Source organism: Microvirga arvi, assembly GCF_016892765.1.
GTDB classification, from domain to species: domain Bacteria; phylum Pseudomonadota; class Alphaproteobacteria; order Rhizobiales; family Beijerinckiaceae; genus Microvirga; species Microvirga arvi.
In genome coordinates, this window is sequence record NZ_JAFEMD010000065.1 from 12211 (window position 1) to 27863 (window position 15653).

General features: G+C 63.8%; 13 protein-coding genes, 1 pseudogene and 1 riboswitch. Of the genes and pseudogenes, 3 read left to right on the forward strand and 11 right to left on the reverse strand.

Annotated features, from left to right (window positions below):
* Positions 1–19 precede the first annotated feature (19 nt).
* Positions 20–376, reverse strand: a complete 357-nt coding sequence (locus ILT44_RS25400; RefSeq protein WP_204242400.1) for a hypothetical protein — start codon at positions 374–376, stop codon at positions 20–22.
* A gap of 199 nt (positions 377–575) precedes the next feature.
* On the opposite strand from ILT44_RS25400, the gene ILT44_RS25405 reads away from it, so the two are divergent.
* Entirely contained in the window at positions 576–1619 is a 1044-nt protein-coding gene (locus tag ILT44_RS25405; protein ID WP_204242401.1) for an AraC family transcriptional regulator, read from the forward strand.
* Positions 1620–2119: 500 nt separating this feature from the next.
* On the opposite strand, the pseudogene ILT44_RS25410 reads toward ILT44_RS25405, so the two are convergent.
* From ILT44_RS25410 to ILT44_RS25430, 5 genes and pseudogenes are all read right to left on the reverse strand, one after another.
* Positions 2120–3122: pseudogene (locus tag ILT44_RS25410) on the reverse strand (IS110 family RNA-guided transposase).
* Positions 3123–3422: 300 nt separating this feature from the next.
* Positions 3423–4442 carry an IS6 family transposase gene (locus ILT44_RS25415; protein ID WP_307826663.1) on the reverse strand — a complete coding sequence of 340 codons (1020 nt, stop codon included), beginning with the start codon at positions 4440–4442 and terminating at the stop codon, positions 3423–3425.
* A gap of 111 nt (positions 4443–4553) precedes the next feature.
* Complete coding sequence (locus ILT44_RS25420) at positions 4554–5972, reverse strand: sigma-54-dependent transcriptional regulator (RefSeq protein ID WP_204242402.1); 1419 nt, start codon at positions 5970–5972, stop codon at positions 4554–4556.
* Position 5973: 1 nt separating this feature from the next.
* Complete coding sequence (locus tag ILT44_RS25425; protein WP_204242403.1) at positions 5974–7404, reverse strand: sensor histidine kinase; 1431 nt, start codon at positions 7402–7404, stop codon at positions 5974–5976.
* A 196-nt stretch (positions 7405–7600) separates the two neighbouring features.
* The gene (locus ILT44_RS25430) at positions 7601–7777 is read right to left on the reverse strand and encodes a hypothetical protein (protein ID WP_204242404.1); all 177 of its coding nucleotides are present in this window, start codon (positions 7775–7777) and stop codon (positions 7601–7603) included.
* A 686-nt stretch (positions 7778–8463) separates the two neighbouring features.
* On the opposite strand from ILT44_RS25430, the gene ILT44_RS25435 reads away from it, so the two are divergent.
* Positions 8464–9855, forward strand: coding sequence for a sulfite oxidase (locus ILT44_RS25435; protein ID WP_204242405.1), 1392 nt, complete (start codon positions 8464–8466; stop codon positions 9853–9855).
* Positions 9856–10180: 325 nt separating this feature from the next.
* Entirely contained in the window at positions 10181–10366 is a 186-nt protein-coding gene (locus tag ILT44_RS32000; RefSeq protein ID WP_372441249.1) for an MOFRL family protein, read from the forward strand.
* Here ILT44_RS32000 and ILT44_RS25445 read toward each other — a convergent pair.
* The 5 genes from ILT44_RS25445 to ILT44_RS31535 form a co-directional block, all read right to left on the reverse strand.
* Entirely contained in the window at positions 10331–11332 is a 1002-nt protein-coding gene (locus ILT44_RS25445) for an energy-coupling factor transporter transmembrane component T family protein (protein ID WP_204242407.1), read from the reverse strand. The genes ILT44_RS32000 and ILT44_RS25445 overlap by 36 nt on opposite strands.
* Complete coding sequence (locus ILT44_RS25450) at positions 11326–13014, reverse strand: ABC transporter ATP-binding protein (protein ID WP_204242408.1); 1689 nt, start codon at positions 13012–13014, stop codon at positions 11326–11328. The genes ILT44_RS25445 and ILT44_RS25450 overlap by 7 nt, the downstream gene beginning before the upstream one ends.
* Entirely contained in the window at positions 12989–13573 is a 585-nt protein-coding gene (locus tag ILT44_RS25455; RefSeq protein ID WP_204242409.1) for an ECF transporter S component, read from the reverse strand. Before ILT44_RS25455 ends, ILT44_RS25450 begins: the two co-directional genes overlap by 26 nt.
* 32 nt (positions 13574–13605) lie before the next feature.
* Entirely contained in the window at positions 13606–14214 is a 609-nt protein-coding gene (locus ILT44_RS25460) for a YkoF family thiamine/hydroxymethylpyrimidine-binding protein (protein ID WP_204242410.1), read from the reverse strand.
* Positions 14205–14316, reverse strand: a riboswitch (TPP riboswitch). It overlaps the preceding gene by 10 nt.
* A gap of 84 nt (positions 14317–14400) precedes the next feature.
* Positions 14401–15653, reverse strand: a 1253-nt coding sequence (locus tag ILT44_RS31535) for a DUF1612 domain-containing protein (protein WP_204242411.1), incomplete at its 5' end; no start/stop codon positions are given.

Consider the following 15653-nt stretch of genomic DNA (forward strand, 5'->3'; position numbering starts at 1 on the left):
TCGACACCAGGTGCCCCTGTCAGTGCCAGGTCCGATGGCGCTCCTGGGCCTCGCAGATGAACTCGACAGCGGCCGCCAGCTCATCCTCGTCGAATTCAAAGCACCCCAGGCTGTCGATGATCGATCGGGTCCCGAGCGAGTGGATCTCCAGCCAAAACGTCGGCATACCCGGGAGTGGCATCTCGGTCAGACGCACCTCAAGGCCGCCCTGCCGGCTCAGCGTGACGGTACGGGAGCCATCCGCTTCAGCGGCGAAGATAAGTTGCACATAGGCGCGGATGATTTGCTCTTCGATCTGGTCCCGGCGCGCCTCGGGCCATACGCCGTCGCCCGCGGACACCCAACAAGATTGCAGCATTTCATTCTCCTTGAGCACGAGGCTCCCCAGCGGCGCAGGCGGCCCCGAATTCGCGGGAGAAGTCACCCTCCGCCTCCAGCCTGCCGGTCATGTCCGGCTGGAACAGGGTGACTTATACCGGAGGCGGTCTATGCCGATCTTGCTCTCCTCCGCCAAAGGCTTGCCTGTCCTGACCTCAGTCAGGATACTGAGCCTCATCGTAGCAGGGGGCGTTTCCATGCACCGATTGCCTATGACCGTCTTGGCGATGCCGCCTGGTGCATTGGGCCTTGTGGCCCGGCTGGCCGTGGCCAAGGTCAGGGTGGCGGGTCTCGATCCTGCCCCGCTCCTGTCCAAGGCAGGCTTGTCGTTGTCCCAGCTTCAGGACCGGAGTGTCCGCCTGGAGGCGGCGAGCCAGATCGCCTTCCTGAACCTGGTGGCGGACGCCCTCCGCGACGAGGTGCTGGGATTTCATCTCGCCGAGGCGTTCGAGCTGCGGGAGGCAGATCTGCTCTACTTCGTTCTCGCCTCTTCGGCGACCCTGGGTGAGGCGCTGGCGCGCGCCGAGCGGTACAGCACCATCACCAACGAGGGGGTCCGGCTGCAATGCCGACAAGACAGTGACCTGCGCCTCCGCTACAGCAATGTCGGCGTAGCCCGGCACACTGATCGGCATCAGGTCGAGTTCTGGGCCAGGGCGCTCGTCCGGATTTGTCAGACCCTGACCGGCACGACCATCAGGCCCATCCGGGTCACCTTTGCGCATCCCCGCTGCGGTGCATCGGGAGAGCTTGATGCTTTTTTCGGGTGCGAGGTGGCCTTTGCGTCCGAGCATGATGATGTTGCCTTTGCCCGCGGCGCATCGCAGCTTCGGCTCGTCAATGCCGATCCGTACCTGAACGAGCTTCTGGTCCGATCCTGCGACGAGGCCCTGTCCCATCAAGCCCGCTTAGCCAGCTCGGTCCGCGTCCGCGTGGAGAACACCCTCGCGCCGCTCCTGCCCCATGGCAAGGTCCACGTAAGCGAAGTGGCTCGGGCGCTCGGTATGAGCGAGCGTACGCTGGCGCGGCGGCTAGGAGAGGAGGATCTGACCTTCTTGGCGGTCCTTGAGGACATGCGTAAGGACCTGGCGCTGCACTATCTGGCCGACGCCAGCCTTTCGATCTCGCGCATTGCCTGGCTGCTCGGCTATCAGGAGGTCAGCGCCTTCAACCATGCGTTCAAGCGATGGACGGGGCAAGCACCAACGCAGATGCGCTCCAGGATCACAGCACGGACATAGTCTGCCGGACAGACGAATCCCTAAACATTGCTAAAGGAAAACTGGAAGTTCGATCCATCCGAAGATCTGCCCGAGGGCCCCGTGGCCGTAGCGCCAGAATGCGGGGTGCGGCTTGACAAACGCAGTCACCGTTAAGCTCGTGCTGAACTGACCAAAGGTCCGGACCGGGTCAAAGCGTAACGTGGAGCTGATTGAATGAAGGACCGCTCACGCCGCAAAAGCCGAAATCCAGACAAGGTCCGCGTGGTGCCGATAGTGTTCTCTAATGGGTCAAGGGGCAGCCCACCAATCCTGAGCGGTTTTGCGATCCCAAGGGGTGTCTGCGTTCTCTGCGTGCTCCAGGGCACTTGATGGGGTCAGCCGGAGTGGAGCGACTTGGTTGAAACCGCAGTCGGCCCTTGGCACAGGCCGCATGCGACACAATCGGCGTCATCATCCACACCCTCCCTTGGGCGGCGCTCTGCTCGGGAGCTCGTCTCGACCTGTTTCCGCTCCTCCTCTCAGGCTGCTTGGAATGTGGTGCGGTGCCGGAGCATGGCATGCATGATGATCGCTAGCCGGCGGGCCAGCGCCACACGCGCCTTCCTCATCGTCGAGCGTCAGGCAATTCCCAGCGCCCACTCCTTGAGAGCCAAGGCGCCGCGGTAGCGCGTCAGCATAACGTTGGCGGCCTCGTACAACAAGGTTCGTACCCGCCCATCGCCGCACTTGGAGATGCTGCCGACATAGTCGATCTCCCCGGACTGGAAGCGCCTTGGCACCAAGCCGAGATAGGCTCCCACGTCACGCGAGCGGCGGAAGCGCTCCGGAGCATCGATGGTGGCGACAAAGGCCAATGCAGTGAGCTGACCGACACCGGGAATGGTCATCAGCCGCTGGCAAGCCTGAGACGAGCGGACCAGCAGGCGCATGTCACGGTCGATCGCCACAACCGCTTCCAGAACGGCCTTGCGGGCGGCGAGCAGGCCCTGCATGGCCCCTGACAGACCCGCGATCCCCTGGTTGGCTTGGATGACCTGCTCGGTAAAGCGCGGGCTGAGCCCATGAGGCAGGCGGACCCCGAACACCACCGCCAGGCCACGGATCTGGTTCTCCAGGGTGACGCGCTGCCCCACCAGCTTCTTGCGCGCGATGATCAGGGCGCGGACCGCATGGGCCGGCAGTGATTTGACGTGCACGGGCTTGAAGAAGCCGGTTCGGGCCAGATGCGCCAGCCCGCGGGCATCGTTACGGTCGGTCTTGTGGGTCGCCAGAGACTTGAGCGCCTGGTAGGCCTGCCGGCTCTCGATGCAGATCACCGGCAGCCCGGCCATGGAAGAGCATGGGCGCCATGCGGCCGGTCTCGAGCACGATCCTCTCGCAGGCAGGCGCCGTCTCCAGCACAGCGGCAATGGATTCTGGGGTGCTGAAGGCTTTTGCCTCCAGAACAACACATCCGTCTCGCTCAACCACACAGATGTGGGTCTCCGTCATCGAGACATCTAAACCAGCATAGTAGTCCATGGCTGCTCTCTCCTGTGCACGTGGCCAGCCGATGTTATCGGCATCCAGGGAGAGCCGCCCCATTACCCAATGTTGAAAAAATCTGCAGCTGCCGTTTTTCGCGTGATCAGCATACAGGATGCTAGGATCGCCCGGCCGGCCGAATGCCCTAGTTTCAAGGTGTAGGACGTCGTGCCTGAACGGGAGCTTAGGATGATCGGCATCGCACGCACCCTTGTCCATCTGATGCTGGTCGCGGGGCTGGGGCTCCGTCGCAAATCCGAAGCAGGGGCGAGAAAGGAGGAGGTCTTCGTGACACGCTCATGCGGCGAGCATGTCAAACTGCTCCAAGAGTGATAGCTGCCGATTGCAGGCATACTTCGCCTGCTGTTTGCGCATCATGTGCACCATCTCGATGCCGCCGAGGATCACGCGGGCTGTGGCCGCGGATTGGAGCCCGAGCATCGGCCGGATCCGCCGCTTGATCGCGCGATGATCCTGCTCAATCCGGTTATTCAAGTAGCGGCTCTGCCGGATCCGGATCGGCTTGAGCCAGCGCCTTGAGCCGTCCTGCAGACGGCTCTCTGCATCACACAACAGGATCGCTTCTTTGTTGGTTTGACTGCCGTCGATCACGATCCGCTCGGGACGGCCATGCCGCTTCAGCGCCTTGCGCAAGAAGCGCTGGGCGGCACTCAGGTTGCGGCGTTCACTGAACCAGAATTCGACCGTGTCACCGTTGCTGTCGATGGCGCGGTACAAGTACATCCATCGTCCTCGGACCTTGATATAGGTTTCGTCGACGTGCCACCTCCCCATGACAGCTCTCTTCCGCTGGTTGAAGCGCTCCAGGAGAAGCGGGGCATAATGCACCGTCCAACGATGGATGGTCGCGTGATCGACAGAGATGCCGCGCTCAGCCATCATCTCCTCGATATTTCGCAGGCTCAAGTTATAGGCGAGGTACCACCGGACGCAGAGCAGAATCACCGATCGATCAAAATGCCTGCCCTTAAACACTGTGTCCTCCGCCATTGAGATACGGGAGAACAGTATCTGAAACTCTGAAACAAATAGTTTGCGACGGATCCGGGTGACGAGGGTACGGCTGTAGTAGCCCGAGCGGTAGCCGAGGCGGGCTGGGGTACGCTCGCCCTTTGTGGCTTGCAGGGCATCGGTCATCTCGGCCTCAAGCATCTCCTGCATGACAGCGCGCACGATCTCGCGTAGGCCGTCCGGGCTCTGGCTCAGAAGGTCCTTGATGGCAGCGGCGGCAGGTTTATCCTTGGTGCTGGTCATGGTGGGGCTCCTCACGGAGTGCGTGACGTTGAACATCACCATCCTGCCATGACCGCCCCGCTCAGGCGATTTGCAGAACTTTCACCACACTACTGATTTCAGTGCGTTGAGTGAGACGAATACCTCAGAGGATGTGTGCAGTAATGGCACTCCTTATTCGATCCCGTGCTTCTCGATCCGATAGCGCAGGGTGTCTCGGGAGATGCCCAGGATCTTCGCGGCCTGGGTGACATTGCCCTTGCTCTGCGCCAGCGCCCGCCCGATCAGCGCCCGCTCGGCGTCATCGAGCGTCGTGGCCCCGAGATCCACGCCATTCAGGCTTCCAACTGCCTCGATACTACCCGGTGCTACAGCCCAATGAAGTGCGCCGAGCCCGTCAGATGCGGGTGTGACGCCCAGATGCGCCTCTTCGATGCGGTCGCCCCGCGTGCAGAGAAGTGCCTGCTCGACGACGTTTCGCAATTCCCGCACATTGCCGGGCCAGGAGTACGCCTGGATGCGCGCCAGGGCGCCCTCGCAGAAGCGTACTCCCTGCCGGCCGTAGCGGCGGGCATGGAGACCCAGGAAGTGCTCGGCGAGCATCTCCGCGTCCCCGGGTCGGGCCCGCAGGGGCGGCAGGTCAATGGTCACCCCCCGCAGGCGATAGTACAGGTCGGAGCGGAACCGGCCGGCGCGGACGAGTTCCTCCAACGGCTGGTTGGTCGCCGAGATGAACCGGACATCGACCACGCGGTCACGCACGCCACCGACCCGCCGCACGGTGCGGTCCTCCAGCAGCTTGAGCAGCTTCAACTGCACACCCGGCTCGGTGTCGCCGATCTCATCCAGGAATAGGGTGCCGCCATGGGCTGCCTCGACGAGACCCGTCTTGCGCTCCTTGGCGTCGGTGAAGGCGCCCCGCTCATGCCCGAAGAGCTCAGACTCAAGCAGATGCACCGGCAGGGCCGAGCAGTTGAGCTCAATGAAGGGAGCGTCCCTCCGCGGCCCCTCGAAGTGAAAGGCCCGCGCCACGAGCTCCTTGCCGGTACCGGTCTCGCCCCGGATCAGCACCGCCGGCGGGCTGCCCTCGACCAGCCCCCGCTCAGCCTCGACCACGGCACGGATGCGCTCCCGCACCTGTGCCATGGCCGGAGAGCCGCCCAGGAGCATCGGAAGACCACTGCCGCTGGCTTTACGGGCGTTGTAGTAGGACAGCGCGCCTTCGAGACGCTCCTGCCCGAGAGCTTTGTCGACCAGGAGCTGCAGCTCGCTCAGAACCACCGGCTTGCTGACATAGTCGTGTGCCCCGCCCTTTATCGCCTCAACAGCGACCTGCACACTCCCGTTGCCGGTCACGCACACTACCTTGACCCGTGGGTCGCGTCGGCGGATTTCCTCCAGCACCTTGAGGCCGTGCAGGTCGGGCAGATTCAGATCGAGCAGCACCAGGTCGATCTCTCCCTTCTCGAAGAGCCTGATCCCCTCGTGGGCTGTTCCCGCCGCGACGACCTCATACCCGCGCCGGTCGAGATAGCGCTTGATGTTGCTTGCGAGGATCTCCTCGTCCTCGATCAGCAGGATGCCCTGGCCCATCTCAGTCTCCCACCGGCAGGTTCAGCACGACTCGGGTTCCCCGGCCCTCGCGGCTGTCGAGATCGATCCGGCCGGCATGCCGTTCGACGATGCGACGCGACAGCGCCAGGCCGAGACCAACGCCGTTGGGCTTGGTCGTGAACAGCGGCTTGAAGGCTCTCTGGGCCACGCCGGCCGGCATGCCCATCCCACTATCCTCAATGATGACCTGCACGTGCCCCTCGCCTGTTCGTCGGCTCTCCACTCGCAGATGCCCGCCGTGAGGCATGGCCTCGACTGCGTTCGAGATGATGCTGCGGATCGCGTGGGCCAACGGAGCCCGTGTGCCCCGAGCCATGGGAAGCGGTGTGACATGGGTTTCCAGGGCAATCCTGCGGCGCTGCATCTCGGATGCCATGCCATCGAGGCTTTCCTTGAGGATCATGTTGAGGTCGACCGGCTCGACGGGCACGGCCCCGCCCCGGGAGGCCGCGAGCAGCTCCCGGATCCAGCCATCGAGCCGGTCGGTTTGGCTCATGATGTTCTGAAGGCATTGGTGTTGACCGGCCGCATCCTCTTCATGGGCCAGCTCCGCCGCGGACCGGATCGACGCGAGCGGGTTGCGGATGCTGTGCGCGACCGCGGCAGCCATCTCGCCGATGACGGAGAACGTCTCGGCTTCCAAAAGTCGCTCACGCTGATCGTGCATGATCCGGTCAGCCCGGCGCACGATCCAGAACAGCGCACCGTAGAGCACCAAGCCCATCGTGGCGGCACTGGCCCAGACCAGGTGCACTCCGTTGTCGATGGACCGGAAGAGCGCTTCCGGCAGCTTGTAGATTTCGACCACCGCAATAACCTGTTGCCCGGCCTTGTCCCTGATCGGCAGGTAGGCCTCGACGAAGCGCGTGCTGGCGCGGCGCTCCGCCTCGTCTCGCAGCCAGACGTGCTCCGCCTTCCCGTCCGGCCCTGCCACCTCGCCGGAGGACACCACCATCTCGTTCTGAAGCGCCCGCTCCAGCTCGGCATTGCCCGTGAACCGCCGTCCGATGAGATGCTTCTCGCTTGACCAGAGCACGGTCTGGTCGGGTCCGTAGAGGTTGGCCCCGATGACGTCCGGCAGCGTGGGGATGTGCTTGACAAAGCGGTCGAGGGTATCGGCCGGCCAGCTCGTTTGTTGCAGGGCGGCCGGGTCCCCGCGCTCGATGGTGATGCCATACTCGGTCCGCATGATGCTCTCGATGAACTCGCGGCTGACCGTCGCATCGCGCATGAGCATGTGGTTGGTGAGATAGCGCGTCAGGAACACGGCCATGGCCGTGCCGGTGATCAGGATCGTCAGCAGGCTCAGAAGCGAGAACCAGCGCAGCAGGCTGAAGTTCTTGGCAGCGGACTTGGCTTCCTGGCTTGCTTTCGCGCCCGCGAGGCTTGCTGCGTCAGCCGCCAGAGTCATGGTGCCCCCCTTTTTGACTCCGGATGTATCGTGCATCACGACCGGATTGATTGCCTCTCATCCTGGCCGAAGCTGAGGCTTGGGAGAAGGGACCAAAGTCGTAGGATTGTGCTGGGGTTGCGGAGCAAAAGGCTTACTCCGCAACCCCGTGCGACTGGCGGCCTGGGGGCTTGACCGCCGTCGTCCGTTATTCGCTTCAGCGTTCGACGCGCAGGCTGATGTCGCCAGAGCGCTTTGCGGGCGTGCCAACGGCCATCGCCCGATCCAGCTCTGCAAAGGACTCGATCTTCTCGCGGGTGAACCTCGCGGTGGGGGCAGCTATCATGGTCATGGTGAGTGCGCCAAACAGCGCAGCGGCGAGGACCTGGGACATTCGTGTCTCCCTTGCTGCGAGGCGGCAGCTTGATCGCTGGCCAGTGGCAGTTCCGCCGCTCGCGAGAGGGTGGAAGCAAAAGCTGTGCCAATCCCGTTTGGCCGCCATAACGCTATGGAAAGCAAATGCTTTTCCTGAAGCAGCGCTCGGGGGCCAGAGCGGTACATCACCCAAATTGGGGCAAGGTCGATGCCTCTGCCCCACCCGCGGTGACCTCACGACTGACGAAGATCTTCAGGATGGCGGTGGCCTGTATCCCCCAAGCCACTACATGCAGCGCGCTCTGGCCTGGCCTCTGATCGCGATCCCAGATCCGGTTGGCCCACACTGCCTCTCCGACGAAGCTCGGGAGCGCGGACCTTGGCGATGAACCTCGCTTGCTTGAGTGCACGGCGCCCCGGTCACTTCGATGGACAGAGTGACACCAACTCAGTTCGTGATGGTAATGAATACTGGCGTACCAGAATTCGGCGACCCGTTTCGACAGTGCGAAGCGGTGGGTCCTATGACCCGACTGTGGGTCATAGGACCCATGGCGAGGACATGGCTCTGGCGCCGGCGGCCTGGATCCCCTTTGAATTTCTTGAAAATCAAACTTGGCCCGATCCTTGCTAATCAATCTGCTCAAACGGCAAGCGAGCGTGCGGAAAACGCCCGCGCCGTGACTTTGCGGCAGGGAGGAGCGTATGGGCACCGATGATGCTGACTTGGCGAAAGGGAACTCGGCTCCATCACCCGAAGGTGAAGCACCGGCACTCAGCCGACGCAGCTTCGTCGCCCTGAGTGCGATGGCGGCGACGCTGATCGACCAGGCCCACGCCGATGTCCCACCCAGCTTTCCCAACGCCCAAGGCAACTGCTCCACCGTGCCGGCAACGCCCACCGCAGAGCGACCAGCACCTCAGGAGAATTGGCTCGACTTCAGCCCGGCCGAGGTCACGCTTGCGTTCCGCAATCATGGCATGCAGGCCGAGTTCCTGCGCGAGCCGATCACTCCGCTTGGAACGCACTATCTCCTGATCCACTTCGACGTGCCCCAGCTCAGCGCGGACAACTACTCCATCGCCATCGGCGGTCGGGTCCGGAATCCCAGGCGGATCTCGCTGACCGAGTTGAAGTCGCGTCCTGTCGTCAGCCAGACCGTCACTATGGAGTGCGCCGGCACCGGACGGTACCCGATGAAGCCGCGAGCGGTCTACGTGCCGTGGGCGAGCGAGGCCATCGGGACGTATCGGTGGACGGGCACGCCGCTGCGGCCCCTGCTGGAGCAGGCGGGCCTGCTTGACGATGCCGTCGAGGTTCTGTTCACGGGCTGGGACACGGGCATTGACCTCGGTGTCGAGCATGCCTTCGAGCGCAGCCTCCCGGTCGCCGAAGCGTTGCGCGATGAGGTCATGCTCGCCTGGGACGCCAACGGGCAGCCGCTGCTGCCCCAGCACGGCTATCCGCTGCGCCTGATCGTGCCGAGCTGGTATGGGATGGCGAGCGTGAAGTGGCTGCGCGCCATTAGCGTGTTGAACGAGCCGTTCCAGGGGGTCGAGCAGGCCCAGGTATACCGCTACCAGCAACAGAAAGACGAGCCCGGCGAGCCCGTGCGGCACAAGCGGGTCAACTCCAGCATGATGCCGCCCGGCATTCCGGATCTGCTGACCCGCCACCGCTTTCTTGCGCCCGGGCGCCATGTCCTCCAGGGAACGGCATGGTCAGGCATGGGCAGGATCACCAAGGTTGAGGTGAGCACCGATGACGGTGGGAGCTGGCGGGAGGCGGAACTCGTTCCGGTGTCATCGGATCCGTACGCCTGGATCCACTGGCGGGCCGTCTGGGAGAACGCCACACCCGGCGAGCACATCCTGGTGTGCCGGGCTTCGGATGATGCGGGCAACGTGCAACCGTTGATGCCGAACGATGCCTGGAACCGGCAGGGCATGGGCGGCAATGTCGTCGAGAGAATCCCGGTCCGGGTGCAGGAGGGTATCGGCGCCGCTGGAGTGCGGGTCCCCTCCCAGGCGCGGGTCGCCGTGGACGGGGCGAAAGCACCCTCCGTGCCGAAGATCGACAATCCCTTGGCACCATGAAGTCTTCGATAGCGTCAGTCGAAGCTTGTCTCCCCGCATGCGGGGAGACTATCGCCTGAGTACCGGGTCCAAAGTGCGGAGCAAGCTTCTTAGGGGGAGCATGGGAGTGAATGGCAACGACGTTGGACTTCCTACCGTTCGTCAAGCGACTGATAAAGATTGAGGCGCTGGGTCACTGGTTGCCCCGGCGGGCGGCGCGCTGCATATGCTCGCGACCCCGAAGATGGCGCTCGATGCTGCTGCAGCAAGAGCGCGTGAATTCGGTCTTCTGCCCCTAATCCTCGGGGACGCCATCGAAGGTGAAGCGCGGGAGGTAGGGCGCGTCATGGCTGGAATCGCTCAGTCGGCTCGCAGACATGGATACCCAGTCAGAGCTCCCTGCGTACTGCTGTCGGGTGGCGAGACCACTGTCACCGTACAAGGACAAGGCCGGGGCGGGCGGAATGCGGAATTCCTACTGTCCCTCTCCCTGGCGCTAAAGGGCGAGGCTACCGTTTCCGCCATCGTGTAAATCGGCTGGGAAACATTGACCCCTGTCAGAGCAGGCGTAACTGGCTGGACATACGAGACAAACAGTTAGAGCAGAGGGGTTACAATCGGCGCCGGTCGTGACCCGGTCACCCTGAGCGAAGACTTTAAGCAATTCAGAGAGTTGCACCGAACAGAAGACGGGGTCTGGGTTCGAAGCCGAATAATATGCATGTCTCACCTGGGGCAGGGACGGTGATTGGCGTAGCGCGACGTCTGAGACGGCCGCGGCGACGCATAAGCCGATTATGCCGAGCGCCGCAATGATGAAGAAGGCGTCAGACCGCCTGAAGCGCGGAGCGTTCGTGACCGTCCGCAGCGTGTCGGGCGAGAGGCCGCGCGCTTCCAGTGCGACCGCCGTTCGCCCTGCGCGGCGGATCGCAAAGGCAAGCAGCGGGATCACGAGGCTAATGACCTCTCCCAGTCCCGGCACCCGCCGGATGCGGCGTCCCGTTTTCATGGCGCGAGCGATCCGCATCTGCTGCCCTTCCGATGCAAGATCCGGAACAAGCAGCATCGCCGCAAAAAGGGAATAGCCTATCCGGGGCGGCAACCGGGCGTGCATCATCAGGGCGCGCACCAAGGAACCGGGATCAGTGGTCAGGGCAAAGAAGACGGAGATTATGCCGCAGGCGACGGCACGCAAAAACAAAGTAAGGCCTGCCGAGAACGCCGGCGAGCTCAAGAAGGCCTCACCGGCCATGCGGGTGGCGAAATCGCTGTCCTGCCGGAAAAGGAGGCTGGTGGTCAGAAACCCAAAGCCGAACAGGCAGAATGGCACCATCAATGCCAGAAGAAGCAGCGGCGACGTGCGATTGAGAACAACGAGTGAAAGTCCTGTCAAGACGATCAGGGCAATCTGAAAGCGTGCGTCGAAGACAAGCACAGACGCTGCCAGCCCAACGGCACAGACGAGAAGCTTGCTGAGCGGATGGAGTGCCTTCAGCATGAGGTACCCCGTTGCAGCCATTGCAGCGCTTCAGCGCAGGATGGCTCCGCCAGTCCGGCACGCCGGAGGAGAGCCATGTCCTTCATCAACTCCTGCGTCGGGCCGTCCGCAAGAATTCCGCCTTCTCCGACGATGACTGAACGGGGGCAGAGACGCAGGGTGAGGTCCATGTCGTGGGTGATGACAGCGACAGCCCGCCCGCTGTCGTGCAAGGCCAGGATCTCGTTTGTGAGCATGGCGACGCCATGCGCATCGAGGCCCGCCATCGGCTCATCCAGGACGAGCAGCGGCCAACGGTCGGATGAAGTGAGGGTCGCAAGGGCGAGCCTTCGCTTCTGGCCCTGGGACAGCTCGAAGGGATGGCGGCTCTCGAGCCCAGAGAGCCCCCACGCAGCCAAAGTGTCTGCCACACATTCCGCCTTGGCCTTCACAGCAATCCGCTTGGGCAAAGCATCCAGGATCTCGTCACGGACGGTAGCAGCAGTGAACTGGTTCTCCGGCCGCCGGAACGCATAGCCGCCCTGTGCGCCGGTTCTGCTCCCTGCTTTCAGGGGCAGGAGGCCGGACAGGCAAAGACCGAGCGTCGACTTGCCGGCACCATTCGCCCCGAGAATTCCGAGAACCTCGCCTTCATGGATGGCAAGGTCGATGGTGCGCAGGACCGTGGGGCCGAGGAACGGCGCACAATCGGCATTCACAAGCCGCGCCAGTATGGGTGCGCCCGGTGCAGTCTTGGCGCTGCGCACCCTGTACTCAGCCACGAAAGCCTCGACAGCGGGGAGAGCCTTTTCGACATGCTCGCGAGGGGCTGTTCCGGGATCGATATGCGCCAGCGCCTCCGCCACGGACAGTGGCGTCACTGGAGGAGCGAGGCCCGCCTCCTCCAATCGCGCGTCGAGGGCGCTCGCCACCGGACACCAGATGCCTTCCGAAGCCAAAAGGTCGCGCTTGGTACGGAAGACGTCGCGCGGATGCCCCTCGGCAAGGATTGTGCCGTCTCTGCCGAGAACCACCACGCGGTCGATGTGCTGAATCAGGCCCTCCAGCCGGTGATCGACGACGAGGATGCTGCGATGAGGGTCGCACTCCGTCAGCAGTGCGTGCAGGCGGCCTGCTGCCTTTGGCGCAAGATGCGCCGTCGGCTCGTCGGCGACGAACAGGGGTGCGCCTTGAACAAGGGTCGCGGCCAGAGCCACGAGTTGCCGCTCGCCCCCCGACAGCGTCGATGTCGGACGGCTGCGCCAGCTCTCTGGCACCCCGACCCGGCGCATCGCCTCAGTGACGCATTCCGCGATGCGCATGGGCGGCAGGGCGCGGTTCTCCAGGGCAAAGGCAATCTCATCCTCGACCCGCATCCCGCAGAGGGTCTGGTCCGCATCCTGAAAATACTGCGCCACCTGCGCTGCCCAGGCCCAGGGTTGTCTGGTGGTGACATTCGCCCCAAAGAGACAGATGTCGCCGCTGACTGTCGCGGGGATGCTGTTGGGCACGAGACCCGTGAGTGTCAGCAGGAGTGTGGACTTGCCCGAGCCCGAGGGTCCCAGCAGAAGCACACGCTCGCCCGGACGAACCGCAAGGCTGACCGGTCCGACCGCCTGCCACTTGGTAAACGGGTATTGAACCGTCACCTCATGCCATTCGGCGGCAAAGCCGGTTCTAGGCGATTGCGGATCGCTTCGCATGATCGACGGCCAGACCGGCGAGGGCGCCGGTCCTGTAGAGCGCTTCCACAATGACGTGTCCAAGCCATCCGCCCAACAGCGCCCCGCTCAGGCAGCGCAGGATGAACATGGCGATCAGAATGCCAGGCTGAAGGGCACCATAGTCGAAGCGGATCCAGGTATAGATGAAGGAGAAGATGGCGGCACCGACGCCTGCGGCCATCAGCACCGCCAAGGAGTAGTTGCGCCATCGGGTTACGGCGAAGACGACCTCGGCGCCTGCGCCCTGAACCGCACCGGTCACCAGGAGCAGCAAGCCTGCGGGGCTGCCGAGCAGGACCTGCACCGCAGCGGTCAGCACCTCCGCGGCGAAGGCGACGCCGGGCTTGCGGATAATCGCAGCGGCCACGATGGAGGCAATAAACCAGAAGCCCATCACCACATCCATCGTCACCGGGCCGAAGACCGCCTGCGCGATCAGCCAGACCTGCACCCAACCCAGATAGAGCACGGCAAAGACTGCGCCGAGAACGGTGACGATGAGGGTTTCCCTCAGCGTCCAACCTCGTGTGCTGGACATGATGGTCTCCATGATGGGAGTTGGATGATGGCTTAAACAGCGGTCGGGCTGTTCGCTGAGACTTTGAGATCGAGGGCGACATGGCCCTGCGGGACGCCAAAGCGCAGAAAGGCCTCGCTCAGCGTCGCGAAAACAGCCCCTGCATCGCCACGCAGCTTGGTGCAAAAGTTCTTGGAGCGGTCGAAGACGCCGGAGTTCTTGAGGAACTCGATGCAGCCGTAGATCTCGTCCATGTGGTGGCCGCTGCCGAGTGGATACAGGGAGAACTGGGCCGCCACGACCTGACCCGTTCTCGGTGCAGCCTCGACCTGCTGGAGAGCAGCTGCGATCCGCTCGTTGAGCGGTTGGTCATAGCGCGAATCGTTGACGGGCGTGCAGATCGGATCATCCGGTTCGCCTGGGCACCCGCGCGAGACGGTGGCAGCCAGGACGCAATGCGCCCCATGACCCGCCGCAGAGATGAAAAGGTCGCGCATGGCGGGGAAAAGCTGATCGGGTGGACCGACGAGCAGCGTCGAGACATCGTCGGTTTCGATCCGGAAGTTCGGACGGTAGGGCTCAAGCGCGCCGATTGCGCTGAGAATGACGCCGACGAAATCGTCGGTCATGGGATAAAGGGAGACTTGTGCGCCGGAAAACATCGTGTCCTCGCTCCGCTGGTATTACCCAGATCAGCTTGAGGGTCCGACGGTTTCGCACCGTCATCTCAGCCCCGGCGATACGGAGCACCCCTGTCGATAGGAAGTTCCTAGCATTGATCGAGGCATCAGCGCAACCTCGGCCACCATGCATTTCTCACTGGCTGAGTATCGTTCTGCCCTACCCGTCTAACGTTGTGCAGGATGGGCGCTTAGACGATGCCCCAGGCGCGGTAGCGGGTACGGCCGGTGAGCTCGCGCGGCAGCGCGCCGCCGAGTTGCAGCAGCATCAGGTCGACCGCCTTGGGCGTGACCTGCAGCAGCTTGGCCCCGAGCGGCACCGTCACCAAAGGACGCGACAGGAACAAGTCTGCCAAACGCCGGCAGCTTCGAGTTGGAGCGGGTCTTGGCCGTGACCCGGCTCATCAGCTCGCGGGCGAGGGTCAACCGGTCGAGATCCTTGTGGGCCAGGGCCAGCGCTTCCTCGATCACCTGGCAGAAGCCTTCCAGCTTCTCGGTCGCCCGCTCCCTCCCCTGCGGCCGAAACCGCGACTGCTTGAACCCACCCGCCAGCGGCAGGAGAGCACCCGTCAGACCGCGGGCTTGCAGGATGCTGGCGGCCATGATCAGCCCGAGCCAGGGCAGGCGGGTGTAGAGGTTGAGATCGAGCCAGGCATCCCACGCCACCGCGGCCGCAGCCACGGCCGGCCAGGAGCTGGTGCGCTTGACCACGTCGAGCCACAGGTCTTCGTTCTCGGCTTCGTCCTGATCAGGATCGTAGACGAGATGCGAGCGGCTTTTGGGCAGCGGGGTTTCGCCGGCGAGCACCTGGTTGGTGCGGTCCAAGAGAGCATCGATCTCGGCAAAGTGCGCCTTCCACGGGTCGGCATCATTGGCATAGGGCGGGTAGGCCTCGTCATCCTCCGGATCGGGCTTCTTGCCCTTCGACCTGACGGACGCCTCAGCGACACCGCCGATGCCGCGCAGGGCGGCTAGGCCGTCAATGGACAACGGCCAGGGAGCCTTCCGCGCCAGCGCGGTGCGCCGGGCCCGCAAGGCTGCGGCGGCCCGGGTGAGTTCATGGGTGGGATGGCGCACGTCCATGCCGGCATCGTGCAGCACGAGGTCGCCGACATCGAGCATGTGCCCGTCAAGGATCAGGGCCCGCACGGCTTCGGTCATGTCGCAGCGGGACTGCCAACCAGCGACAAGGCCAGAGGCTTCCAGGCGGGCCTCGAACTTAAGGATCTTGATCGTGATCGCCTCGAGCCGCCCGGCGATGGTGTTCCACGGCAGCTCGGGCAGGTCGTAGGAGCGCGGGATCAGCCGCTCCGCATCATCGAACTCCCCTGCCCTGCTCCGACCCGTAACTGGGGCAGATTGGGGGGCGACGATTCCCCCAGAAGAGTATCCGTGATTCAATCTGGGCATGACCTCGCCCG